Origin of the sequence: Moorena producens PAL-8-15-08-1 (genome assembly GCF_001767235.1) — a bacterium.
In the GTDB taxonomy this organism is placed as follows: Bacteria; Cyanobacteriota; Cyanobacteriia; order Cyanobacteriales; family Coleofasciculaceae; genus Moorena; species Moorena producens_A.
This window is the reverse complement of sequence record NZ_CP017599.1, coordinates 6,810,448-6,835,130: the sequence shown is the minus strand read 5'-3', so window position 1 is coordinate 6,835,130 and position 24,683 is coordinate 6,810,448. Positions and strand designations below refer to the sequence as shown.

The following is a 24,683-nucleotide window of genomic DNA, read 5'->3' as shown; positions in this document are numbered from 1 at the left end:
TCATCGCCAATGATAAAAATTCTTCACCTATCTGACATCCACATGGGTAGTGGCTTCTCCCATGGACGAATAAACCCTGCTACTGGAATCAATACACGTTTAGAAGATTTTGTCAATACCCTAGCTAAATGTATTGACCGAGCCATTACCGAACCTGTGGATTTAGTGCTTTTTGGCGGTGATGCCTTTCCCGATGCCACACCACCACCCTATGTTCAACAAGCCTTTGCTAATCAATTTCGCCGCTTAGTAGATGCAAATATTCCTACAGTTTTATTAGTAGGAAACCACGACCAACACTCCCAAGGACAGGGAGGTGCTAGCTTATGTATTTATCGCACCTTAGGCGTGCCTGGATTTGTAGTAGGGGATAGCATCGAAACTCATAAGATTCAAACTGACAATGGTCCGGTACAGGTGATTACTCTACCGTGGCTAACCAACTCCACCCTTCTTAGTCGCCCAGACACCGAAGGTCTAACCCTAGCCGAGGTTAACCAACTCCTGATCTCACGGCTTGAGCCAATCTTAGAAGCAGAAATTCGTAAACTTGACCCAAACCTGCCAACGGTCTTGTTAGGTCATTTAATGGCAGACCAAGCTAGATTTGGTGCAGAGCGCTTCCTAGCAGTTGGTAAAGGTTTTACTATTCCGCTCTCGCTGCTGACTCGACCCTGCTTTGATTATGTAGCTTTAGGACACATCCACCATCACCAGAATCTCAACCACTCCAATGACCCTCCAGTCATTTACCCTGGCAGCATTGAGCGGGTCGATTTCAGTGAAGAGAAGGAAGACAAAGGTTATGTCATGATTGAGCTGTCCAAAGGTCACGTTCAGTGGGAATTTTGTCCCTTGTCAGTACGACCCTTCCGTACCATTGAGGTCAACCTTGCTGAAGCAGATGATCCCCAAAATACTTTACTAAATTCTATTGGTAACGAAACTATTAAAGACGCTATAGTCCGGCTGATTTACAAGCTACGTTCTGAGCAGCTCGACCTAATTGACAATACTGCGATACATGAATCCTTGAAGCCAGCCCACCACTATACCATTCGCCCAGAATTAGTCAGCCAGCTAGCCCGTCCCCGGTTGCCGGAACTGGGTATAGGTAACAGTATTGACCCGATGGATGCCTTATCTACATATCTAGAGAATCGGCAAGACCTCAGAGATATTGCTGCAGATATGCTAGAAGCTGCAGAATGCCTATTAGAGAAAAATCGGTAATTGGTAATTAGCTAGTTGCAGGAAAACTGCCACCGATGAAGTGAACATCACTGAAGGTTTCGATCCACAGACGAGCGCCACAATCAAGTGGGTGATCTGGCTGATAGACAATCCGACAAGGACCGAGGATTTCTACCTCGTTTCCGTATAGATTGTTGCCGCTTCGTTTTACTGAAATCACTGGCTTGCGGTCTTTGGGACTTTTGTGCATATTCGAGCCAATGTGATTGCGGTTGACATTGATCTTAGCTAGAGCCGGAGGACGATTTTTACGCCACTTACCCTTTGGACCACGTCTGCCTGTGGTAATTTGAGGCAGATGATTAAACAGGGGAATAATCCAGAATTTACCGCTTTTATAAGCACCTCTGACCCGGCCAGAGCTCAGGAGTTGTCGCAATCGTCTAGACGAGATTCCTAACAGAGATGCCGCTTCAGTAGTACTAACACACTTGTTCATCAGTTGATTTACCAAAACTCTTCCTATAAAACTATAATAATTGAAAATTTGTGGAATGCCAAATCATGGGGTTCTATTAATTAATGCATCAGCCCTCAGCACTCAGAAGATTCCCGGAATAACATTGAGTGTAATTAGGGCTATCATTAGACAAATCAGGTCAGTTGGAATAATTGGTTGGGACTTCTGGAATAGCTAAAAATGGCAATCAGTGCTACTGTAGGATGCCATACTGTTGCGCTAGTTATCCTACATGGTTGAATCAATACCCAAGCAAAACTACCGTGAAGATCCAGGGTCAGCCATCGTAGGCTTCACAGGTCAACAGTGTCAGCAACAGCTGCTTGACAAAACCTGAGTAGACATCTGTTCTAACTCCTGATTAACCTGATGGTTTGTGCAGCATAACTGGTAACGCTCCTAACACCTGATGCAATGACAGCACTGCCCATTCCCCACCAACCCTCAAGTTCAACCAATAGCACCAGCTCCTATGCTGGTGCTAAGAAAAACCCTGTGTCCACCCTCAAAGAACTGGTGGCACGTCTTTATCGAGAACAGCACAAGGTTCAAGATTTGTTAAGCTCATTGGGGTTTGCCTTACGCAGCTTCAACAATCTCAATCAGTTTTTAGAGTTAATTCCTCTAATGGCAGCACGGGTCAGTGATGCCGATGGGGGAGCTTTAATCTTGTTCAATCGAGATGGTCAGGTACAACGCTCTGACCTACACTACCAGAACCCTCAGGTGGGTCAGACTATTCGTAAAGCGATAGAAAAGACCACCCACCAAGTGACAAGTCCTAATGGCCAAGGGGGGAATTCTAAGCAGACACCAACTTCTATGAAACTAGTTCAGGCATCCTTTGATAAAGTCTTGAGGGATTATCTTGAACCCAATATCAAACTGTTTAGTCTTCCCATTCTGCTTAAAAATGCTGAACAAGGACATTTGTATATCTTTAGCCATGACCCACAATATAATTGGACACCGACACGACAGAAGTTGGTAAGGTTAGTGGCTGACCAAACGGCAGTAGCGATCGCTAATGATGAACTTAAAGTTGAGCTACGCCATAAAGAACGCTTAGATCGAGAGTTAGAAATTGGTGCCGATATCCAAATCCGCCTACTACCGCGCCAATGCCCTGAAATTGAAGGGGTGGAATTAGCGGCTTTCTGTAAAACCGCTAACCGTGTTGGAGGTGACTACTACGATTTCATTCCCACCAACTACGACCAGCTTGGACCGAAAAACTCCGGGGATGCTCATCTCACTGATGACCACAGTGCTTATTTACCTTGGAGCATTGTGATTGGTGATGTGATGGGAAAAGGGGTTCCGGCTGGGTTGATTATGACTATGACCAGGGGAATGCTGCGAGCAGAAGTACTAAACGGTCACTCCCCTGCACGCATTCTCGAACACCTGAACCGGGTTATGTATGTTGACTTGGAAAATTCCCATCGGTTCGTTACCTTGTTTTATTCTGAGTACGACCCCAAAACCAAGATTTTGTCCTATAGTAATGCCGCTCACAATCCCCCCTTGTTGTGGCAGGCATCAACCCGTTCTATCAAACCCTTGGATACCGCAGGGATGCTGATTGGTTTAGAAGTTGATTCTCAATACGAAGACTCTCACGTGCAGCTAGATTCAGGGGATACCATTATTTACTACACTGATGGCGTGACCGAGGCAGCCAATCTCAATGGCCATCGCTTTGATGAGGACAATCTAACTCAAAGCTTCCAGTGGGCCTGTGAACATAGTTATACTGCTCAGGAAATTTTAGATTACCTATTTGAGCAAGTGCAGCAGTTTACTGGTACAACAACTAACGGAGATGATATGACACTGGTCGTAATGCAGGTAAAATCAAGGTTTCACTAAAAGATTTAAGGTATAGGAAAGCAGAGCAATGGTGATTGTAGGCATACAAACAGCAATAGTTCCGTTATTATGCATTAGCGATTGGACTGATGTCTTGGGATGGCTGAACTCTCACTTACCCATCGATGGGCTAGTTTTGGCTCAAACTATTGAAGATCCAGATGTACTTGGTCAAATCAAGACGGCCTGGCAAAACTTTATTGATTCTGGTCAGGCTGCGGCGCTGGTGATTGGCTTAGTTGTTGGTTACTTATTCAGAAATCTAACTTCGTTTAACTAAGGGACTTGCGTGTAAAAAAAATACCAATTAAAGTAGCGATGCAGCGCCGCCAAAGGGGGTTTCCCCCATGAGCGACTGCATCAAGAATGGTGGGCAAAGTTGTCTTATCTAGAAGACTCATTTGAAGCAAAATGTTTTTGCCCACCCTACAAGCTAAAATCTGGTATTTTATTTTTTGGGTATTCCCTAAATCTAACTTCTTTAACTAAATCTAACTTCGTTTAACTCGTCTGTTGTCCTTTATCTTGTTTCCAAAACTGTGACTGAGCAAAAAACCTGGAGTCAGCGATTTGAATCAGCGTTACATCCAGCAATTGCTTGCTTCAATGCCAGTATCGCCTTTGACATAGAACTGATTGAGTATGACATTACTGGTTCTGTGGCTCATGCCAAGATGCTTGGCCATACTGGCATTATTTCTGAGTCGGAAGCTCAGCAGCTAGTAGCTGGCTTAGAACAAATCCGCTCAGAATACCACCAAGGAAAATTTAACCCTGGTGTTGATGCTGAGGATGTACACTTAGCTGTAGAACGCCGCCTAACTGAACTTGTGGGTGATGTTGGCAAGAAGCTACATACAGCGCGATCGCGTAATGACCAAGTTGGTACGGATACCCGACTCTACCTCCGGGAGCAGATTGATCAGATTCGTAGCCAGTTACGTAACTTCCAAGAGGTCTTGCTCAATCTTGCCAAAGCTCATGTTGAAACCCTGATTCCTGGCTATACTCACCTGCAACGGGCTCAGCCAGTAAGTTTAGCCCATCACCTGTTAGCTTATGTGGACATGCTAGACCGGGACTGGCAGCGTTTAGGGGAAATCCGACGGCGGGTGAATATCTCACCCCTCGGTTGTGGAGCCTTAGCAGGGACTACCTTCCCCATTGACCGACATCATACCGCCAAAACCTTGCATTTTGAAGGAATTTATGGTAATAGCCTCGATGGAGTAAGCGATCGCGACTTTGCCATTGAATTCCTCTGTGCTGCCAGTTTGATCATGGTACATCTGAGCCGATTTTCAGAGGAAATCATTCTCTGGGCATCTCAGGAATTTGGCTTTGTTACTCTCCTGGATAGTTGTGCTACTGGTTCTAGCATCATGCCCCAAAAGAAAAATCCTGATGTTCCCGAACTGGTAAGAGGTAAGACTGGTCGTGTCTTTGGTCATCTACAAGGGTTGTTAGTTTTGATGAAAGGGCTACCTTTGGCTTACAACAAAGACTTGCAAGAAGACAAAGAAGCACTGTTTGATAGCGTTAACACTATCAAAGCCTGTCTCGAAGCCATGACCATTCTCTGGCAGGAAGGGTTAGAATTTCGTAGCGAACGTCTAGCATCAGCAGTTACTGAAGATTTCTCTAACGCTACCGATGTCGCTGACTATTTAGCCTCAAAAGGAGTTCCGTTTCGGGAAGCCTACAATCTGGTGGGTAAGGTGGTCAGACGTTGTTTGGTATCCGGGAAGTTACTGAAGGATTTGAGCCTCGAACAGTGGCAAGCCTTGCATCCAGCCTTTGCAGAGGATATTTATCAAGCCATTGCCCCTACTCAAGTCGTCGCTCGTCGGAATAGTTATGGTGGCACTGGTTTTGACCAGGTTAGGCGAGGGATTCAAGATGCATGCGATCGCCTAAATTCCAATCATTGATCGCTAATTTATCTCTAATATTAAATCTTGTCGTTCGCTAGCCAACGCCCTTCGGGCTAATCGCGTAGCGTGACCGTAGGTCAATCTTGCGCCAGTACAAAAATACTTAATAATAGGGAAGTTAGGAGCGGGAAACTTCGGATCAGAACTAAATATGTTTAGTTAGTTCTTGGAAAGATACTTTGACTTTTGTTTATTCCAATAACATCACCTTGACTTATTCTGACTCGAAGCTCCTAACTAAATACTCGTGACATACTCCCACACGCTTATCAAAGATTACAGTGTGGGCTTCTTACCAACTCCACCCAACGGTTCGGATACTCGGTAAGCTTTATTAACGACACGGGATGCCCCTCCGCGCCGGAACAATACAAAAATTCGATTTTTTCGCTAGTTAAATAGCTGACAAACCAGCATTTAAGGCCTTTGGCCACGCTTCGCGAACGGCTTTGTTTATCAGTACATATATTATAGCAATTCCATACATACTCTGTGCAAAATTCATCCCACACCTATGCTGCGCATTAGGTGTGGGGCTTCTTTTGCCGGACAGCTAAATTTTCTACATTGACAGCAGTAGTTAATCAACTGGGGTAGTTACTTCTGGGAATATCAGGAATCAGCGGATAACTGACTCATTACATCGCACCAGTACCACCTTGGTAATTATTATCCTCATTATTTTCTGCTGTTGTTTCCTCCGACTTAGGAGGTTTAGTACCGTACCGTCTATTTTTGGAAAAACGGCCCGTATTACGCTTGGACTTCCGAAACTTACGGGCGTAAGCTTGATTCCGCTGCGCCTTTTCCTTTTTTAGATTGCGGCGCTTTGCCATGTTTACCTCATTGATAAAAAAACAAAAACACTATCAAACCCAAGTCTTACACTAAATTAAGCTTGGTTTATTTCAGTTACCCATGTCACCCACGGGAAAGGAAAATGGTTAGTTTTCCAAACCAGACTTCTTGATTGTCCTCGAAGCCTAATGTTTCTAGAACCCACTGCGACCACGATTTCCGCGATTGTTGTCGTTGTCGTTATTTTTTGGTCTAGCTTTGCGGACGCGCATAGAACGCCCCATCCATTCTGCACCATCTAGCTCAGCAATGGCAGAATCTTCCTCATCCGTTGTCCCCATATCAACAAAAGCGAATCCACGCCCTTGACCTGTTTCCCTATCTTTAGGAACTACTACTTTTGATACTGTACCATAATCCTGAAATACTTCCTGTAAGTTTTCAGAGGTAACCTGATAATCTAGGTTGCCAATGTATATAGTCATTAAGAGTTATCCATCTGAGCGAACAAGTTCAGATGAAGGTCGGTGAGAGGCCGAAGCACTGGTGCATATCTACCCAGGTTATGACAGCTATGCAGCAATGGAACAGGGTAGTCAGTGCGGCCAAAGGGGGTTTTCCCCATGAGCGACTGGCGTGGTATCCCCCCAATCGTGCTTTGCATCAAGACAGAGATTTAACCATAAGTGATTCGCCTATGAACCGGTCAGGTATTCCTTAGGCTCCTAGCTGTTAACTACTCAGACGTTCAATGTTGAATTGAATCACAATGGACTTTTCAATCACTGACGTTACCGAACTTGCATCCATAATGTCTATCATAGCAGTCAGTAAAACCAACACACACAATCAACAGCCCTATCATCACATGAGAAGATTATGGCAATTTGTCCAAACCGTTATTGGGATTATATTTCGACATCCTATTACCGGTACGAGCATCATTCCACTCTTGCCGGATGGGCGAATTGTGCTAGTTCGACGTCGTGACAATGGTAAGTGGGCTCTACCAGGAGGTATAGTTAACTGGGGTCAAGATATTCCAACGACTATCGAACGGGAATTATTTGAGGAAACTGGACTGGAGTTGCTCAAGATTCGCCAGTTAGTTGGGGTTTACTCAGCACCAGGAAGAGATCCCAGAGTCCATTCTATCTGTATTCTGGTAGAAGCTGATGTCACCGGAACTATGGAGGTACAGGACGTCTTGGAAATTAGTGAAGTCAAGGCGTTCGAACCGGAAGCTATCCCTAAGGGAAACCTCAGCCATGACCATGACCGTCAGTTACAGGACTATTTTGAGGGTAATATCACTGTTGCTTAATTCCCCATTCCCCACAACAGTTACCGCAGCAACTAACTACCAACCACTGACAACATTCCCCAAAAGATTAAGTAAGGATCAACAATAATCTGAGCCGCTATTGCAGGAAATTGGAATTGGAGATAAGTAACTAACTGCTCAGAGTCGCCGCCAGTCAGAGCAATCGCACTGTTGGGAAACTCCCTTTGCCAATCCTCAATAAAATCCCGGATACTAGCCAATATTGTATAGACAACACCACTTGCTATTGCCTCTGATGTCTCCAGTGACCAACGCTTTGGTAACTGAGCTGGTAGTTCAATCGCAGGTAATGCTCCAGTTTTTTGTGCTAGAGACTGTAACTGTAATCCCAATCCTGGCAAGATAGCTCCTCCGATTAGCTGTAGGTTTTGGTTAGCCCCAGTAAAGGTTAGAGCAGTACCAGCATCAATAACTAAAACTGGATAACTATACCTGTGACCAGCACCAAATACGGCCAAGGCGCGGTCAATGCCTAGGGTGGGATATAGTCCGGAAAGGGGTAAATGCTCAAGAGTCAGTATTGTAGTATCGGAATAGTTTTGCCAGAGTGCTGTTTGGGCAGGTACTACAGAAGCGATGTAAAGCGGTAATGGCTTGGATGGGTCTGTCCCCTGAGCTGCTAACTGGGGTGGGAAAATTTCCGCTGAGATTACATTAGACGTCCAGTCCTTGATTAACTGCTCTACAGTTACTGGGGTTAGATGGTTGGTATCCCAGGCTTTTTTCAGGGTGTTATCCACAAACCAAGCCCAATGTAGCCGGGAATTGCCAATCACTAATCCTAAAAAGCTGTTTGCCTTAGCAGAAAATGTTGTCATACTCTAGCCGTTATCAATTGGGTGAGCTACTTTTGCTCTGGGTTAATGGGAGTCGGGAGCGGTGCGACCCGTGGCGAATTTAATTACGGGTCAAGCGCACCGAGGGAGTCGGGGAAATAATTTTGCCTATTGCTAGCATGCCTATTGCCTTTTCTTTTGCCTTTTCTTTTGCCTAATCGATTCTAGATTGATGTTTTTGGGAAGACTAGTCACAGTGGGAAAAAATCCCTGTTCCGGAAGAGAAATCATCTCAAACTTCTCATCCGGTACCTGAACCTGTGATGAAGACTAGATGACTATGAGCAGTACTATGGTGAGACTGACTGGCTATCAAATGACCGAGATTATCTATTCCGGTTCTAGAACCTTAGTGTATCAAGGAATTCGTGAGTCAGACCAAAAACCAGTTGTGATCAAACTGCTTAAGAGTGAATATCCCAGCTTTGGTGAACTGGTGCAGTTTCGTAATCAATATACTATTGCCAAAAACCTTGATCTACCTGGCATCGTCAAACCCTACAGTTTAAAACACTACCGCAATGGCTATGGTTTGGTGATGGAGGATTTTGGTGGTATTTCCCTCAAAACTTATTGCTCTAATCTAGAAAGCTTAAAATTAACCTCTCTAACGGAATTTTTCGACATTGCTCTTCAAATTGCATCCATCCTGGATGGACTCTATCGCAACCGAGTCATTCACAAAGATATTAAACCTGCCAACATCCTGATTAACCCGGATACTAAACAAGTCGAACTGATTGATTTTAGTATTGCTTCTCTACTGCCAAGGGAAATAATGGTGCTTCAAAGTCCCAATGTCCTGGAAGGAACTCTAGCTTACTTGTCTCCGGAACAAACTGGACGGATGAATCGGGGCATTGACTACCGCAGCGACTTCTATTCTTTGGGAGTCACTTTCTACGAACTCCTGACCGGACAGTTACCTTTCACTAGTACAGACCCCATGGAGTTGGTTCACTGCCATATTGCCAAGCAGCCACCTTCAGTCCATAGTATTAATCCTGATATTCCCATCATTGTCTCGGACATGATTAGCAAACTGATGGCGAAAAATGCTGAAGACCGCTATCAAAGTGCTTTGGGATTGAAGTATGACCTGGAGACTTGCTTATCCCAATGGCAGGAAACTGGTAGGGTTGAACCCTTTAAGTTAGGCACCCAGGATATTTGCGATCGCTTCGTGATTCCCGAGAAACTTTATGGTCGCGCCAGGGAAGTTGAGACCTTACGACGCGCTTTTGACCGGGTTGCTGGCAAGACTCAAGGTCGAGAGGATTCCTCCCGAGGCAGGAGTGAAATGATGTTAGTGGCAGGGTTTTCCGGGATTGGGAAAACTGCTGTGGTCAATGAAGTCCACAAGCCGATTGTCCGACAACGGGGTTACTTCATCAAAGGGAAATTCGACCAATTTATGCGCAATATTCCCTTTTCTGCATTTGTCCAAGCTTTCCGGGACTTGATGGGACAACTGCTTACGGAAAGGGATGCACAATTACAACACTGGAAAATCAAAATTCTGTTAGCACTCGGAGAAAACGGTCAAGTCATCACTGACGTTATCCCTGAACTAGAACAAATCATTGGCAAACAGCCTCCTGTGCCAGAACTATCAGCTGGTGCAGCACAAAATCGCTTTAATCGACTGTTCCAGAAATTCATCCAAGTCTTCACTACTGCTGAGCATCCCTTAGTTATTTTCCTAGATGACTTGCAATGGGTCGATTCAGCGTCTTTGAAGTTGATGCAGTTGTTGATGAGCGAAACTGATACTCGTTATTTGCTGCTGATTGGAGCCTATCGGGATAATGAAGTCTCTCCAACCCATCCGTTGATTTTAACCTTGGATGAGATTAGCAAAACTGAGCTAAAAGTTAATAGTATCACTCTAGCCCCTCTCAAACACTCTGATTTAAACCATCTGATTGCCGATACCCTCAGTTGTTCAGAAGAACTGGCACAACCTCTGACAGAATTGGTATTTCAGAAAACTAAAGGTAATCCTTTCTTTGCCACTCAATTCCTGAAATCTCTCCATGCCGACAATCTGATTAGGTTTAATTTTGAGGTAGGTCATTGGGAGTGTGACATTGCTCAAGTAAGAGCCCTGGCTCTGAGTGATGATGTAGTAGAATTTATGGCGCTACAGTTAAGGAAGTTGCCAGCAGCGACTCAAGAGATACTTCAACTAGCTGCTTGTATTGGCAACCAATTTGATCTAGCCACCCTAGCCATTGTCTATGAAAAATCCCAAACTGAAACAGCGGCTGATCTTTGGAAAGCCTTACAAGAAGGATTACTATTACCCCAAAGCGAGATTTACAAGTTTTTCCAGACTACCGATGAATCTCAACAGAGCATTGGTGAAAGCTATCCCCAATCACGACTTCCCCATCACTCCTCCCCAGTTTACAAATTCCTCCATGACCGGGTACAGCAAGCAGCCTATGCTCTGATTGCTCAAGACCATAAGCAACAAACCCACCTAAAAATTGGGCAACTCCTGTTAAGCAATACTTCTGAACAAGAACGGGAAGAGAAGATATTTGATATTGTCAATCAGCTTAATATCGGTGCTGATCTAATTATCAATCCGTCCGAGAGAGACCAACTAGCAGAATTAAATCTATTAGCTGGGAAAAAAGCAAAGTCAGCGACGGCTTATAAACCGGCTCTTCAGTATTTTAATTCCGGTCTGAAACTCCTAGCTTCAGATAGTTGGGAGAGTAACTATGACTTGAGCCTAGCTCTGTCGATAGCAGCGGTTGAAGCGGAATATTTAACGGTTAATGTAGAGCGAGCAAAACACTTATCAAAGATAGTCCTAAAACAAGCCAATACCCTTTTAGATAAAGTCAAAGTATATGAGTTGCAAATCTTATTTTATATTAGTCAAAATCAGATGACTGAAGCTATCGACTTAGGCATCAACGTTTTGAAAATGCTAGGGATAGCTATTCCCACGGAAGCCCAAAAAATTAATATTGAAGTTGAAAAACTACGGGAAGAGTTACAGTTAGAGGTTGAGGAAATTGCTAATTTAGCTAACTTGCCAGAGATTACTGACCCTTATCAGCTAGCCGCTATCCGGATTTTGACCAATGCTAGTTCTGCGTCCTATATTGCTAATCCAGTCCTGTGGCCGTTAATTATTTTGACTACAGTCAAGCTTTGTATTAAATACGGTCATTCCTCCTGGGCAGCTTCAGCCTATAGTTGGTACGGTGCGCTCCTTTGTGGTGCTTACTTAGATATTGATCGGGGCTATGAGTTTGGTCGCTTATCCATTCAGCTCCTAGAGCAATATAATGCTGTAGAGCTTAGCGCTAAAGTTGGCAATATGTTTAACGTGTTTGTTAGACCTTGGAAAGAGCATGTCCGAGAAACAAATACTTCATTAATAACAGCCATTCAAAGTGGATTTGAAAACGGCGATATCGAGTATGCTTTCTATGGTGCTGTTCACTATTGTAACTATCATTTTTTTACTGGGAATAATCTAGAATCTGTTCAACAGATACAGGGGAAATATTTTGAAGCGATCGCTAAAGCTAAGTTTGACTTCCACGAAAGCTTTATCCGCATTGGTCAACAAACCGTTGCTAATCTCCTAGGTCAAGTAGCAAATCCATGTTATTTGGTTGGTGACTATCTCGATGAATCAACTATCCTACCAAATTGGATCGAGCATAACATTGTCTTTCTTGTGCTTTGTGCCTATGGGGCAAAAACCATGCTACTGTACTTATTTAAAGAGTACACAGAAGCTGTAGAAGCCGGAGCAAGAGGAAAGCAGTATGAACAAGCAGCAGCTGGAACATTGTATGTTTCCGAGCATAGTTTCTATTACTCATTAGCGCTGTTAGCCAACTGTAATCAGCTTGAATCCCAGGAAAAGCAACAGGCTCTAGAGATAGTAGCAGCAAATCAAGAGCGATTAGGGTTGTGGGCAAAACATGCTCCAGTCAATTATCAACACCAATATGATCTCGTAGAAGCTGAGAGGGGAAGAGTTGAAGGAAATGTTCTGTCGGCGATGGAAGGTTATGACCGGGCAATTACCGGAGCTATGGATACGGGATATCTTCAGGTGGAAGCCTTAGCTAATGAATTAGCAGCAGAATTTTTCCTGGATTGGGATAAAACAACCATTGCTCAAGCTTACCTTACCAATGCTTATTATGCATACGCTCGTTGGGGAGCTAAAGCTAAAGTTGAGGATTTGGAAAAACGCTATACTGACTTACTTGCTCCGATCCTGGTGGAATCAAAAACTAGCGTCAATCCTAGAAATATTTTACACCAAACTGTCACATCGAGCAGCACCAAAATTTCTGAAGCATTGGATTTGGCAAGTGTGATCAAAGCGTCTCAAGTCCTTTCTAGTGAAATTCACCTTGACCAGTTACTCTCTACTCTGATGGAAGTCGTTATTGAGAATGCGGGAGCAGAAAAATGTGTTCTGATTTTACCCAAAGCTGGAAAATGGGTGATTGAAGCTCAAGGTTCAATTGATCAAGTCCTAAAGCCAGATTTAGCAGCCAAAGGAATTAACGACACCAACCACTTAGGCACAAAACCTGTGCTCACAGTACTACAATCGATTCCTATCGAAGAAAGTAATACTATTCCGATCAGCGTCATTAATGCTGTTTCCCACAAATCTCAAGCTTTGGTATTTGATAACGCTACTGAAGAAACAACTTTAGCTGCTGACTCCTATATTATTCAGCAACAACCAAAAAGTGTTTTGTGTACTCCTATCCTTAATCAAGGTAAACTGATTGGTATTCTATATCTCGAAAATAATCAATGCACTGCCGCATTTACTAGTGACAGACTGGAAGTGCTTAAACTTTTGTGTTCTCAAGCTGCTATCTCCTTGGAAAATGCTCAACTTTACACCAATTTAGAGCAAGCCAAAAGCCAACTAGAAGATTATTCCCATAACCTAGAAGAAAAGGTAGCTGAACGCACCCAAGAACTCTCTGATACTCTCGACGACCTTAAGGCTACTCAGAAAAAGCTAGTGGAATCGGAAAAAATGGCGGCTTTGGGTAGTCTGGTGGCGGGAGTTGCCCACGAAATCAATACTCCTGTTGGTACTAGTATTACCGCTGCTTCTATTTTAGCTGATGAAACTCAAGGGTTTAGTCAGGTTTTACAAAACGGAAAATTGAAGCGATCGGTGCTACAAAATTATCTAGACACCGTCGAAGAATCTAGTGAATTAATTCTGAGTAACTTACAACGAGCTGGGGAGTTGGTGCAAAGTTTTAAACAAGTTGCAGTTGACCAAGCTCATCTAGAAAAGCGTACCTTGAATGTTAAAGAATATCTAGAGGAGGTCTTAATCAGCTTAGAGCCTCAACTCAAACAAGCCTCCCACACCTTAACCATAGACGGGGATGAAACAGTTACCATAGAAACCTATCCAGGGGCTATCTCCCAAGTGATTACGAATTTAGTCATGAACTCTATTAGCCATGCTTATCAGCCCAAACAAAATGGACAGTTACATCTTCAGGTTGACAGAGTTGATGAACAATTAATGATTACCTATCACGATGATGGCTGTGGGATTGCTCAGGAGCATTTAGGGCAAATTTTTGAACCTTTCTTTACTACTGCTAGAGCCAGAGGTGGCAGTGGTTTAGGACTGCATATTGTCTATAACTTAGTGACTCAGAAGCTACTGGGGCAGATTGAGGTCAACTCTCAAATTGGTAAGGGTACTGAGTTTATTATTACTCTACCGATAGGTTGTTCGCGTAGGGTTGCCTAAAGGCCAAGGTTGTTCGCTTTTGGCGTTCGGTGTAGGATAGTTTTAAATTAGACCCAATGTGAAGAGAATGCTGCTTTTGGGAATACTAAGGTGACTCTTTTGATCAAGCATCCAGATCCACCAGTTTCTTTTTGTCAATCCTCAACTGGCCATGACTATGAGCAGCACTCTGATCACACTTACTGGCTATCAAATCACCGAAACCCTTTACGGGAGTTCCAGAACCCTAGTTTATAGAGGCTTACGGGAGTCGGATCAAATACCCGTAGTGATTAAACTACTCAATACCGAGTATCCTAGCTTCGGTGAACTGGTACGGTTTCGCAATCAGTTTACCATTGCCAAAAACCTTGACATCCCTGGGATTGTTAAGCCTTATTCTCTGGAACACTATCGCCATAGTTATGCATTGGTGATGGAGGATTTTGGTGGTATTTCCCTGGGTGACTATAGTAATGGTCAGCCCATGAGCTTAGGCACATTCTTTCCGATTGCCTTGCAAATTGTGACCACCCTACAGGGACTATATCGCCAGCAAGTGATTCACAAAGATATTAAACCTGCCAATATCTTGATTAATCCAGACACTAAACAGGTCAAACTGATTGACTTTAGTCTGGCTTCTGTGCTACCTCGGGAAATAATGGTGCTTCAAAGTCCCAATGTTTTGGAAGGCACTCTCGCTTACCTATCACCGGAACAAACTGGACGGATGAACCGGGGTATTGACTACCGTAGCGACTTCTATAGTTTGGGAGTTACTTTCTTTGAATTGCTCACGGGACAGTTACCCTTCCTTAGCACTGACCCGATGGAGTTAGTTCACTGTCATATTGCCAAACAAGCTCCTGCCACCGATAGCCTTAAGGGCGATATTCCTGCTGTGCTTTCTATGATGATTGGCAAGCTGATGGGGAAAAATGCCGAAGACCGTTATCAGAGTGCTTTAGGGTTGAAGCATGATTTGGAAATTTGCTTCAACCAGTGGCAGGAAACTGGTAGGATTGAATCCTTTAAGTTAGGCAGTCGGGATATTTGCGTTCGCTTCGTAATTCCGGAAAAACTCTATGGTCGTACTTCGGAAGTAGAGACCTTACTGGCAGCCTTTGAGCGGGTGAGTAGCGCCACCAGTGGCATCGAAATGATACTGGTAGCAGGGTTTTCCGGCATTGGTAAAACCTCTGTGGTCAACGAAGTCCACAAGCCGATTGTGCGGCAACGAGGTTACTTCATCAAAGGGAAATTTGACCAATTCCAGCGAAACATTCCCTTTTCAGCATTTGTCCAAGCTTTCCGAGACTTGATGGGGCAACTGTTGAGTGAAACTGATGCTCAATTGCAACAGTGGAAAACTAGAATTTTGACAGCACTGGCAGATAATGGTCAAGTTATTATTGAAGTCATTCCAGAACTAGAACGGATTATCGGCAAACAGCCTCCTGTCCCAGAATTATCAGGGAGTGCCGCACAAAATCGCTTCAATCGCCTGTTCCAGAAATTCATTCAGGTCTTCACCACTCCTGAGCATCCCTTAGTGATTTTTCTGGATGATTTGCAATGGGCAGATTTGGCCTCCTTGAAGTTGATGCAATTGTTGATGAGTGAAACAGAGACTGGTTATCTGTTGCTGATTGGTGCTTATCGGGATAACGAAGTATTCCCAGCCCATCCGTTGATGGTGACCCTAGATCAGATTGCTAAAACTAACGCTACTGTTAATACTATTACCTTAGCTCCTCTGAAGCCATCTGACCTTAATTGTTTGATTGCAGATACTCTCCATTGTGCTGTGGAACTAGCAGCGCCTTTAACCGAACTAGTTAATCAAAAAACTCAAGGGAATCCTTTCTTTGCCACTCAATTCCTCAAATCTTTGCCTGAGGATGGACTGATTAGCTTTAATTTTGAATCTGGTTATTGGCAGTGTGACATTGCTCAAATCAAAGCTGTGGCACTCACTGATGATGTCGTAGAATTTATGGCGCTCCAGTTGAAAAAATTGCCAGTGGTGACTCAGGAGATACTTCAACTGGCTGCTTGTATTGGTAACCAATTTGATTTAGCAACCCTAGCAATTGTCTCTGAAAAATCCGAAGCTGAAACAGCAGCTAATTTATGGAAGGCGCTACAAGAAGGGTTTATCTTACCAATCACTGAAATTTACAAGTTTTTTCAGGATTATAACTCTGATCACTTATCAGTTTCTGAGCTTAAGTCCTTTGATAGTTTTGATGTCAAACCGAGAGCTAAAGAAAGCTTAGGGCAACCAGTATCAGAGGTTTTGGGGCAAGAGTTTAGCTACCGATTTTTGCATGACCGAGTGCAGCAAGCCGCTTATTTTATGATTCCAGAAGACCAAAAGCAATCAACTCATTGTAAAATTGGTCAACTACTGTTAGAAAATACGTCTTTACCAGAACGGGAAGAGAAAATTTTTGATATTGTCAGCCAGTTGAATTATGGTGTGGACTTAATTTCTGAGCAAGTTGAACGGAATGAATTAGCTCAGTTAAATTTAATGGCAGGACGTAAAGCTAAGGCTTCTACAGCTTATGCTGCTGCGGTTGACTATTTAAGGTTGGGGATGAAACTGCTAGCCGCAGATAGTTGGCACAGTAACTATGACCTAACCTTATCATTATATCAAGAAGCAGCACAATCAGAGTACCTCAGCACTAACTTTGACAGAGCAATTGCCTTAAGCGATAGTATTTTAGACCAAGCCACTAACCGCCTTGACTGCGTAAAGGCCTCGGAGCTAAAAATACAGATTTATATTGGTCAAGACTACCAAAGCAAAGGGATAGAGATTGGATTAGAAGCCTTAGAAAAGCTGAAGATTCCCCTAGTATCTAGTGCCTCAGGATACAAGAACAAGTTAGTGAAATTACCATCCCTAAGGGATTTGGCAACTATGCCAACCATGACTAATCCCGAGCAACTAGCCGCGATTCGGATTCTATTAACCCTTGCGCCTCCGATACATCGTATCAAACCTAATCTGTATCCGTATGTGGCATTGACTATGATTGGTCTATGTCTCGACCATGGTCATTCATCCTTAGCCGCTGGTGTCTATGTAATTTACGGTGTGTTTCTCCGTGAATTTATCGGGGATGTGGCGTCGGCTTATCACTCTGGTCAGATAGCGTTACGGCTGTTGGAGCAGTATCAAGCTAAAACCCTGACATCTAAAGTTCACCTAATTTTCAGCGTTTTTATCTGTCCTGGCAAAGAACATGGCAGAGCAACACTAAATTTATTGCGGGAGGGAATTCAACGTGTACGTGAAGAAGGAAATATAGAATATGTTGGCTATTTTATTAACGCCTATTTTACTCATTTATATTTGCTGGGTGAGAGTTTATTTTTTATAAACCAAGAAGCTAGTAAATATATCGAATTACTAGTTATAACCCAACAACAATATTGTTTATTGTATACTAATATATGGAAACACGTAACCTTAAGCTTTCAAGGATTATTAGCTGATAAATCTAAATTAGTGAGTGATGACTTTAATGAGTATGAAATGTTTAATCATTTCCAGGAAACTCATAATTATCAGTCACTGTTTACCCTCCATTTAGCTAAATTAATCATTCGCTATACCTTTCACGATTACGAACAAGCTGTTGTTCATGGTTCAAAAGCTATCGAGTATGAAGATGGAGCATTTGGTCTACTGGTAGTTGTTGCTCATAACTTCTACTATTCCCTATCCTTACTTGCTCAGTATCCTAACTGCGATCGCCTTTGGCGCGGCAAAGACCATCGCGAAGCGTGGCCTACAGCCAATCGCACTCAGCAAGACGACTACCTAAACCAAGTAAAGGTGAACCAAACAACCATGGGTAATTGGGCTAACCATGCTCCTTCCAATTTCCAACACAAGTACAATTTAGTGGCAGCAGAAATAGCACGAGTTGTTGGGGATACTCTGGATGCTATGGAGCTTTACGATCTTGCTATTGCTGGCGCAAAAGATAACGAATACCTTCACGAAGAAGCCCTTGCTAATGAACTGGCTGCTAGGTTTTACTTAGAGGGGGGTAAACCGAAAATTGCCCAAATTTACCTTACTGATGCCTATTATGCTTATGCTCGCTGGGGAGCTAAAGCTAAAGTTGAGGATTTAGAACAATGCTATCCTGAATTACTGAGTGTGATCCAGCAACAACAGACCATTAGTCTGGATCCTAGCAATTCAATCACCACTGACCATAGCCAGTCTTTATCGACTTTGACCCTAATCCAAAGTATCAGCTCCCATACCCTCAGTGTTTCAGACGCTTTAGATTTGGCAACAGTGATCAAAGCATCTCAAGCCATTGCCAGGGAAATTCAACTTGAGCAGTTATTCTCTACCTTAATCAAAGTGATCATTGAGAATGCAGGAGCAGAAAAATGTGCTTTGATTTTGCCTAAAGCTGGACAATGGGTGATCGACGCTTACTATATAACTCAGTCTATCTCCAAAGGCAACTCCGAAGGTAACTCCGAAGGCAATTCAGAATCAGATGGGCAATTTTATATCACCGTATTGCCATCAATTCCGGTAGTAAAGAGTCAAGACATTTCAGTTAGCGTGATCAACTATGTTGCCCATAGCTCCGAAACTTTAGTATTAGATAACGCTAGTGTGGAAACGATGTTGGCAGCTGACCTTTATATTATTAAGCAACAACCTAAGAGTATCTTGTGTACACCTATCCTCAATCATGGCCAACTGATTGGTATTGTGTACCTTGAAAATAATCAATGTACTGGAGCCTTTACTAAGGATAGGTTAGAAATTCTGGAACTGTTGTGCTCTCAAGCGGCTATCTCTCTAGAAAATGCTAATCTCTATAATACCCTGGAAGAAAAAGTTGCTGAACGTACTCAAGAACTGTCTGAAACTCTCGAAGACCTGAAAGCAACTCAGAAACAGTTAGTGGAATCTGAGACTAGAGCAGTTTTAAGTAGCTTTGTGGCTGGTGTCACTGACGAAATTAGTACGCCAGTTGGTAATGGGATTACTGCTGCTTCTACCCTAGCTGATGAAACTCTTGGATTTCTCCGTAGTTTCCAAGAGGGTAAATTAAAGCGCTCGGCACTCAAAAACTATGTAGAAGTGGCTCAAGAATCCAGTGAATTAATTCTGAGTAACTTACAACGGGCTGGGGAGTTGGTGCAAAATTTCCGGCAAGTTGCTGTTGACCAAAATGATTTACAAAAGCGCAAGTTAAGTCTTAAACACTATCTCGACGAGGTCTTACTTACTTTAGAGCCTAAACTAAAACAGACTTCCCATAGTTTAACCCTAGAAGGAGATGATACAGTTACGATCAATACTTATCCAGGAGCTATTTGGAAAATTATTACTAATTTAGTGATCAATTCCATTACCCATGGCTATCAACCATCAGAGCAAGGACAGTTAACCTTAACTGTTGAAAGGATTCAGGATCAGGTTATGCTTAAGTATCATGATGATGGCTGTGGGATTCCCATCGAGCATGTGGGCAAAATTTTTGAACCTTTCTTTACTACTGCTAGACCTCAAGGCAGAACTGGTTTAGGACTGCATATTGTCTATAATTTAGTGACTCAGAAGCTACTGGGACAGATTGAGGTTAAGTCGGAAGTGGGTCAAGGCACTGAGTTTATTATTACTCTACCTATAGGTTGAAGGTAGGTTGGTTGAAGGTTGAAGGTAGGTTGGTTGAAGGTAGGTTGGTTGAAGGTTGAACGCGATTGCGTGGCCAAAGGCCAAGGTTGAACGCGATCGCGTGGCCGAAAGGCCAAGGTTGAACGTGATCGCGTGGCCTAAAAGCCAAGGTTGGTTAAGGGTAGCATGAGCCTAGGGCCTTAGCTATCATTTAGATCATGTCAGGATAATTACCCTTAATAAACACCTTCCCCATCTCCCTATCTCCCCATCTCCCTATCTCCCCATCTCCCTATCTCCCCACACTTCCTCTAATTATGGGTATTCAACCTGACTTGATATTATTTGTGATAACGGAACTATAACCAATCCTAAATCAGAGCCATAGCATATTTAAATCCAGCTTTTGAAGATATTTGTGTAAAAATAAAGAAAAGTTACATATCTTAAAAATAGCTGATAAAGGAGTAAAGGGATGGTAGTACTCACTGACCGGGTTCAAAAGCGGCTAACCATAGAGACTAGCGAGATTGCTCCAGATACCACAACTATTCGTTCTTTGGATTGGGATCGCGATCGCTTCGACATCGAATTTGGACTACAAAACGGCACCACGTACAACTCGTATCTGATTCGGGGTGAGAAAATTGCCTTGGTCGATACCTCCCATGAAAAATTCCGCCAGCTATATTTAGATACTCTAACCGGACTAATTAACCCTACCGATATTGATTACTTAATTATCAGCCATACCGAACCAGACCACAGTGGCTTAGTAAAAGATGTCCTTGCACTGGCTCCAGATATTACTGTGGTGGGCTCAAAAGTGGCAATCAAGTTCCTGGAAGACTTTGTACATCAACCGTTTCAGCGCCAAATTGTCAAAAGTGGTAATCAGCTGGATTTAGGCAATGGGCATATCCTGGATTTTGTTAATGCCCCTAATCTCCATTGGCCTGACACCATGCTCACTTACGATGCCGGGACTAAGGTGCTGTATACTTGTGATGTCTTTGGCATGCACTACTGCTCTGCTAGCACCTATGATGACAACCTCAGCGCTATCGAAGCAGATTATCGATTTTACTACGAATGCCTGATGGCTCCCAACGCCCGTTCAGTGCTATCTGCTCTCAAGCGGATGGATAAGTTGGGAGAGGTGACTACTATTGCTAATGGTCATGGTCCTCTACTGCGCCACAATGTAGAAGAACTGGTAGGAAATTACCGCGACTGGAGTCAAGCCAAGGCCAAGGCAGAAAAATCCGTTGTTGTGTTTTATGTCTCAGATTATGGCTATAGCGATCGCATTTCTCAAGCGATCGCCCTAGGCATTACCAAAACTGAGATTGCTGTGGAGATGATGGACCTCAAATCCGCTGACCCCCAAGAGGTTCAGGAAGCCGTTAACCGTGCGGCTGGCATAGTGATTGGCATGGCTCCAGCCACAAACAGCACTACTACAGCAGCAGTTAGCACGGTACTGGCTGCAGTCAAATCCAAGCAATCCGTTGGTCTGTTTGAATCCTATGGCGATGATGATGAACCCATTGACCCCCTACGTACTCAATTTAGAAGCCTAGGACTCAAAGAAGCCTTTCCTGCAATTCGGATCAAAGACACTCCTAGTGAAACCATTTACAAGCTTTGTGAAGAAGCCGGTACTGACATGGGGCAATGGCTGAGTCGCGATCGCTTGATCAAGAACATGAAATCCCTAGATACAGACCTAGACAAAGCTTTAGGTCGTCTCAGTGGTGGATTGTATATCATCACGGCCAAGAAAGGGGATGTCAAGAGTGCCATGTTAGCCTCTTGGGTCAGCCAAGCTAGCTTCGAGCCTCTCGGTTTCACCATTGCTGTAGCCAAAGACCGGGCGATTGAATCCTTGATGCAAGTGGGAGACCGCTTTGTACTCAATGTACTGGAAGAAGGCAACTACCAAGACTTAATGAAACACTTCCTCAAGCGCTTTAAACCTGGTGCTGACCGCTTTGCAGGGGTGAATACACAAACCGCAGAAAACGGTTCCCCGATTCTGAGCGATGCCCTAGCTTATCTAGAGTGTAAAGTTACTACCCGTATGGAGTGTAGTGATCATTGGATTGTTTACTCTACCGTTGAGACCGGACGGGTTTCTAAGCCAGAGTCTCTGACTGCTATCCACCATCGCAAAGTTGGAAATCATTACTAAACCTACATCTTGCACCAACTTTAAAATTTACCTGTAAAGGTAGGGAACGGGGAACAGCGGATCTGGGAACAGGGATAAAATTTAACTCTCTGTTGATGCAGTCGCTCATGGGGGAAACCCCCCCATGAAGGCGCTGCATCGCTTTCCGTACTGAAATTGATTGTGATCACTTCCGTTCCGTTATTAAGTTTTTTTGTACTGGTGCAAGATCTCAGCTGCGCGCCTAGGGGCGATCGCGCCAAAGCGCAACACTAGTAAGAAACACATTTTTATTGAAAATCTTAAATCCTTGCTGGGGTTTCGGTTTTAAAATGTGTTCCTTAAAATGTGTTCCTTAAGAGTTAAATACTCTAGCATTTATAACATTAATGAGGTACACATATTTTTCACTCCTCTCTATTCCCTGCTAGCTGCTCCATGCTCCCTGCTCCCTAAAATACCAAAAAAGTGTACCTCACCAAATTAAAAAAGCTATAAATTTAACCGGCTAACTTGAACCATGAACACTACAAAACCCCGTGACGTCCAACCTCTCTATATTGCTACCGATACCCTCATATTGCGATCGCGTACTTGGGACCGGCTCAAATTTGAAATCGAATATGCCTTGCAACGAGGCACCACGGCTAATTCTTTTATAATTAGAGCTGATCAAATCGCCCTATTCGATCCACCAGGAGAATCCTTTACAGAGGTGTTTCTCAAAGCATTACAAGAACGCCTTGACCCGACGCTGATCGATTACGTCATTCTCGGTCACATTAATCCCAATCGTCTGGTTACTCTGAATGCCCTGCTCAAACTTGCTCCTGAGATTACCTTTGTTTGCTCCAATCCTGGTGCTAAATCTTTGCGCACTCTGTTTGAGAAACTAGAAGATAAAGCTATTCCAGAACAGGAGCTCAAAATCCTGGTGATGAAAGGGGATGATACTCTCGATTTAGGTGAAGGTCACATCCTAGACTTTATCCCTACCCCTAATCCCCGTTTCCCTGATCAGCTTTGTACCTACGATCCTAAAACTCAAATCCTATTTACAGATAAATTATTTGGTGCTCATGTCTGTGGAGACCAGGTAATGGATGAAGGTTGGAGGGTTTATAACGAAGACCGACGCTATTATTTTGATTGCTTGATGGCACCCCATGCCCGACAGGTGGAAACAGCTTTAGCTAAATTAGCAGACTTTGATGCTAAGCTTTATGCTACCGGTCACGGCCCCTTGGTGCGCTATGGCTTTCAAGAACTAACTGAGTCTTATGGGAAATGGAGTAAGCAACAACAAGCTCAAGAGGCCAATGTTGCCCTAATTTATGCCTCAGCTTACGGCAATACTGGAGCGATTGCCCAAGCGATCGCACGAGGTATCACGAAAGCTGGTGTATCCGTAGAATCCCTGAACTGTGAAGCAGCTGATCCAGAAGAGATTGGCGATGCTGTGGAGAAAGCAGACGGATTTATCATGGGTTCTCCTACCCTAGGAGGTCACGCACCAACCCAGGTTCAAACCGCTTTGGGTATGGTTTTATCTAGCGCTACGAAAACTAAGCTAGCGGGTGTTTTTGGTTCCTATGGCTGGAGTGGGGAAGCCATTGACCTATTAGAAAATAAGTTCCGGGATGCCGGTTACAAGTTTGGCTTTGAGACGATTCGGGTTAAATTTAAGCCTACAGACAAAGACCTCAAATACTGTGAAGAAGCTGGTACAGATTTTGCTCAAGCCCTGAAAAAAGCCAAAAAAGCCCGGAAACCCAAGCAACCTGCTGGTGAGTCTTCCGCTGCTCGCACGGAGCAAGCGGTGGGACGGTTGATTGGTTCACTGTGTGTTGTGACTACTAAACAACAAGACCTGACCGGAGCGATGCTAGCTTCCTGGGTATCTCAAGCTACCTTTACCCCTCCAGGGTTAACCGTAGCGGTAGCTAAAGAACGAGCAGTTGAGTCTTTGATGCACACTGGAGATAACTTTGTCTTGAATGTGTTAGAAGATGGGAAACATTTACCCTTGATGAAGCAGTTTCTCAAACCCTTTGGTCCTGGTGAAGACCGATTTGGTGGGATAAAGATCGAAGAAGCAGACAATGGTTGCCCAATTATAACTGATGCCCTAGCTTATTTGGAATGTACTGTAGAAAATCGGATGGAATGTGGTGACCATTGGCTAGTTTATGGGGTAGTTAAGAATGGTAAGGTGCTATCTGATGGAGTAACTGCCCTGCATCATCGTAAGTCGGGAACCTATTATTAATAGGACATAGTTTTTTGGTTTAAAGGGAACAGGGAACAGAAGGGAGCATGTCACCTTTGTAATTATGTATATAGATCCCCCCTAACCCCCCTTAAAAAAGGGGGGAATTATATTCAAAAGTCCCCCTTACTAAATAGATCCCCCCTTAAAAAAGAATTATATTCAAAAGTCCCCCTTACTAAGGGGGATTTAGGGGGATCTGACATGCTCCCGAATAGAACTATGTCTTAACTTTGAATTCGACTGCTATAGACCTAAAACAAGTGATGCTCAGGAAAGAGTATCGCTTTTTTTTTAAACCCTA

The 24,683-nt window shown here is 43.6% G+C and carries 16 protein-coding genes; 9 read left to right on the top strand and 7 right to left on the bottom strand.

The window, feature by feature from the left end; translation table 11 throughout:
* Positions 1-9: 9 nt before the first annotated feature.
* The gene (gene sbcD, locus BJP34_RS24980) at positions 10-1,233 is read left to right on the top strand and encodes an exonuclease subunit SbcD (RefSeq protein WP_070394681.1); all 1,224 of its coding nucleotides are present in this window, start codon (positions 10-12) and stop codon (positions 1,231-1,233) included.
* A 7-nt stretch (positions 1,234-1,240) separates the two neighbouring features.
* Here sbcD and BJP34_RS24975 read toward each other — a convergent pair whose 3' ends face one another.
* Entirely contained in the window at positions 1,241-1,693 is a 453-nt protein-coding gene (locus BJP34_RS24975; RefSeq protein ID WP_070394680.1) for a helix-turn-helix domain-containing protein, read from the bottom strand.
* 435 nt (positions 1,694-2,128) lie between these two features.
* Between BJP34_RS24975 and BJP34_RS24970 the strand changes: the two genes are divergently transcribed.
* The 3 genes from BJP34_RS24970 to argH all read left to right on the top strand — a co-directional run bounded on the left by BJP34_RS24970 (position 2,129) and on the right by argH (position 5,517).
* Entirely contained in the window at positions 2,129-3,586 is a 1,458-nt protein-coding gene (locus BJP34_RS24970; RefSeq protein ID WP_070394679.1) for a GAF domain-containing SpoIIE family protein phosphatase, read from the top strand.
* A 28-nt stretch (positions 3,587-3,614) separates the two neighbouring features.
* Positions 3,615-3,866: a hypothetical protein gene (locus tag BJP34_RS24965; RefSeq protein ID WP_198954156.1), complete on the top strand. Its 252-nt coding sequence runs from the start codon at positions 3,615-3,617 to the stop codon at positions 3,864-3,866.
* A gap of 259 nt (positions 3,867-4,125) precedes the next feature.
* Positions 4,126-5,517 (top strand): argininosuccinate lyase, encoded by a 1,392-nt coding sequence (argH, locus tag BJP34_RS24960; RefSeq protein ID WP_070394678.1) that lies wholly within the window; start codon positions 4,126-4,128, stop codon positions 5,515-5,517.
* A gap of 641 nt (positions 5,518-6,158) precedes the next feature.
* Here the strand turns inward: argH and BJP34_RS24955 are convergent.
* From BJP34_RS24955 to BJP34_RS40850, 3 genes are all read right to left on the bottom strand, one after another.
* Positions 6,159-6,356, bottom strand: coding sequence for a hypothetical protein (locus tag BJP34_RS24955; protein ID WP_070394677.1), 198 nt, complete (start codon positions 6,354-6,356; stop codon positions 6,159-6,161).
* 156 nt (positions 6,357-6,512) lie between these two features.
* A complete protein-coding gene (locus BJP34_RS24950) occupies positions 6,513-6,803 on the bottom strand; it encodes an RNA recognition motif domain-containing protein (RefSeq protein ID WP_070394676.1) in 291 nt (96 codons plus the stop codon).
* Positions 6,803-6,982 (bottom strand): hypothetical protein, encoded by a 180-nt coding sequence (locus tag BJP34_RS40850; RefSeq protein ID WP_149031166.1) that lies wholly within the window; start codon positions 6,980-6,982, stop codon positions 6,803-6,805. Before BJP34_RS40850 ends, BJP34_RS24950 begins: the two co-directional genes overlap by 1 nt.
* Positions 6,983-7,186: 204 nt before the next feature.
* Between BJP34_RS40850 and BJP34_RS24945 the strand changes: the two genes are divergently transcribed.
* On the top strand, positions 7,187-7,642 hold the full coding sequence (locus BJP34_RS24945) for an NUDIX hydrolase (RefSeq protein ID WP_070394675.1): 456 nt from the start codon (positions 7,187-7,189) through the stop codon (positions 7,640-7,642).
* 32 nt (positions 7,643-7,674) lie between these two features.
* On the opposite strand, the gene BJP34_RS24940 is transcribed toward BJP34_RS24945, so the two are convergent.
* Complete coding sequence (locus BJP34_RS24940; protein WP_070394674.1) at positions 7,675-8,481, bottom strand: pantothenate kinase; 807 nt, start codon at positions 8,479-8,481, stop codon at positions 7,675-7,677.
* A gap of 298 nt (positions 8,482-8,779) precedes the next feature.
* Here BJP34_RS24940 and BJP34_RS24935 point away from each other — a divergent pair, with 298 nt between their 5' ends.
* Together BJP34_RS24935 and BJP34_RS24930 are read left to right on the top strand one after the other, a co-directional pair.
* Positions 8,780-14,284, top strand: a complete 5,505-nt coding sequence (locus BJP34_RS24935) for an ATP-binding sensor histidine kinase (RefSeq protein WP_070394673.1) — start codon at positions 8,780-8,782, stop codon at positions 14,282-14,284.
* A 157-nt stretch (positions 14,285-14,441) separates the two neighbouring features.
* Complete coding sequence (locus tag BJP34_RS24930) at positions 14,442-19,958, top strand: trifunctional serine/threonine-protein kinase/ATP-binding protein/sensor histidine kinase (RefSeq protein ID WP_070394672.1); 5,517 nt, start codon at positions 14,442-14,444, stop codon at positions 19,956-19,958.
* On the opposite strand, the gene BJP34_RS44455 is transcribed toward BJP34_RS24930, so the two are convergent.
* Positions 19,948-20,106: a hypothetical protein gene (locus BJP34_RS44455; RefSeq protein ID WP_158517463.1), complete on the bottom strand. Its 159-nt coding sequence runs from the start codon at positions 20,104-20,106 to the stop codon at positions 19,948-19,950. The genes BJP34_RS24930 and BJP34_RS44455 overlap by 11 nt on opposite strands.
* A gap of 306 nt (positions 20,107-20,412) precedes the next feature.
* On the opposite strand from BJP34_RS44455, the gene BJP34_RS24925 reads away from it, so the two are divergent.
* The gene (locus BJP34_RS24925) at positions 20,413-22,131 is read left to right on the top strand and encodes a diflavin flavoprotein (protein ID WP_070394671.1); all 1,719 of its coding nucleotides are present in this window, start codon (positions 20,413-20,415) and stop codon (positions 22,129-22,131) included.
* A gap of 20 nt (positions 22,132-22,151) precedes the next feature.
* Here BJP34_RS24925 and BJP34_RS44450 read toward each other — a convergent pair whose 3' ends face one another.
* Entirely contained in the window at positions 22,152-22,301 is a 150-nt protein-coding gene (locus BJP34_RS44450) for a hypothetical protein (RefSeq protein ID WP_158517462.1), read from the bottom strand.
* 329 nt (positions 22,302-22,630) lie between these two features.
* Between BJP34_RS44450 and BJP34_RS24920 the strand changes: the two genes are divergently transcribed.
* On the top strand, positions 22,631-24,379 hold the full coding sequence (locus tag BJP34_RS24920; protein ID WP_070394670.1) for a diflavin flavoprotein: 1,749 nt from the start codon (positions 22,631-22,633) through the stop codon (positions 24,377-24,379).
* Positions 24,380-24,683 lie beyond the last annotated feature (304 nt).

Bases quoted from the DNA above. Each gene is read 5' to 3' on its own strand.
- sbcD (WP_070394681.1), top strand. From the start codon at position 10: ATGATAAAAATTCTTCACCTATCTGACATCCACATGGGTAGTGGCTTC.
- BJP34_RS24975 (WP_070394680.1), bottom strand. From the start codon at position 1,693: ATGAACAAGTGTGTTAGTACTACTGAAGCGGCATCTCTGTTAGGAATC.
- BJP34_RS24970 (WP_070394679.1), top strand. From the start codon at position 2,129: ATGACAGCACTGCCCATTCCCCACCAACCCTCAAGTTCAACCAATAGC.
- BJP34_RS24965 (WP_198954156.1), top strand. From the start codon at position 3,615: ATGGTGATTGTAGGCATACAAACAGCAATAGTTCCGTTATTATGCATT.
- BJP34_RS24955 (WP_070394677.1), bottom strand. From the start codon at position 6,356: ATGGCAAAGCGCCGCAATCTAAAAAAGGAAAAGGCGCAGCGGAATCAA.
- BJP34_RS24950 (WP_070394676.1), bottom strand. From the start codon at position 6,803: ATGACTATATACATTGGCAACCTAGATTATCAGGTTACCTCTGAAAAC.
- BJP34_RS40850 (WP_149031166.1), bottom strand. From the start codon at position 6,982: ATGCAAAGCACGATTGGGGGGATACCACGCCAGTCGCTCATGGGGAAA.
- BJP34_RS24945 (WP_070394675.1), top strand. From the start codon at position 7,187: ATGAGAAGATTATGGCAATTTGTCCAAACCGTTATTGGGATTATATTT.
- BJP34_RS24940 (WP_070394674.1), bottom strand. From the start codon at position 8,481: ATGACAACATTTTCTGCTAAGGCAAACAGCTTTTTAGGATTAGTGATT.
- BJP34_RS24935 (WP_070394673.1), top strand. From the start codon at position 8,780: ATGAGCAGTACTATGGTGAGACTGACTGGCTATCAAATGACCGAGATT.
- BJP34_RS24930 (WP_070394672.1), top strand. From the start codon at position 14,442: ATGAGCAGCACTCTGATCACACTTACTGGCTATCAAATCACCGAAACC.
- BJP34_RS24925 (WP_070394671.1), top strand. From the start codon at position 20,413: ATGGTAGTACTCACTGACCGGGTTCAAAAGCGGCTAACCATAGAGACT.
- BJP34_RS24920 (WP_070394670.1), top strand. From the start codon at position 22,631: ATGAACACTACAAAACCCCGTGACGTCCAACCTCTCTATATTGCTACC.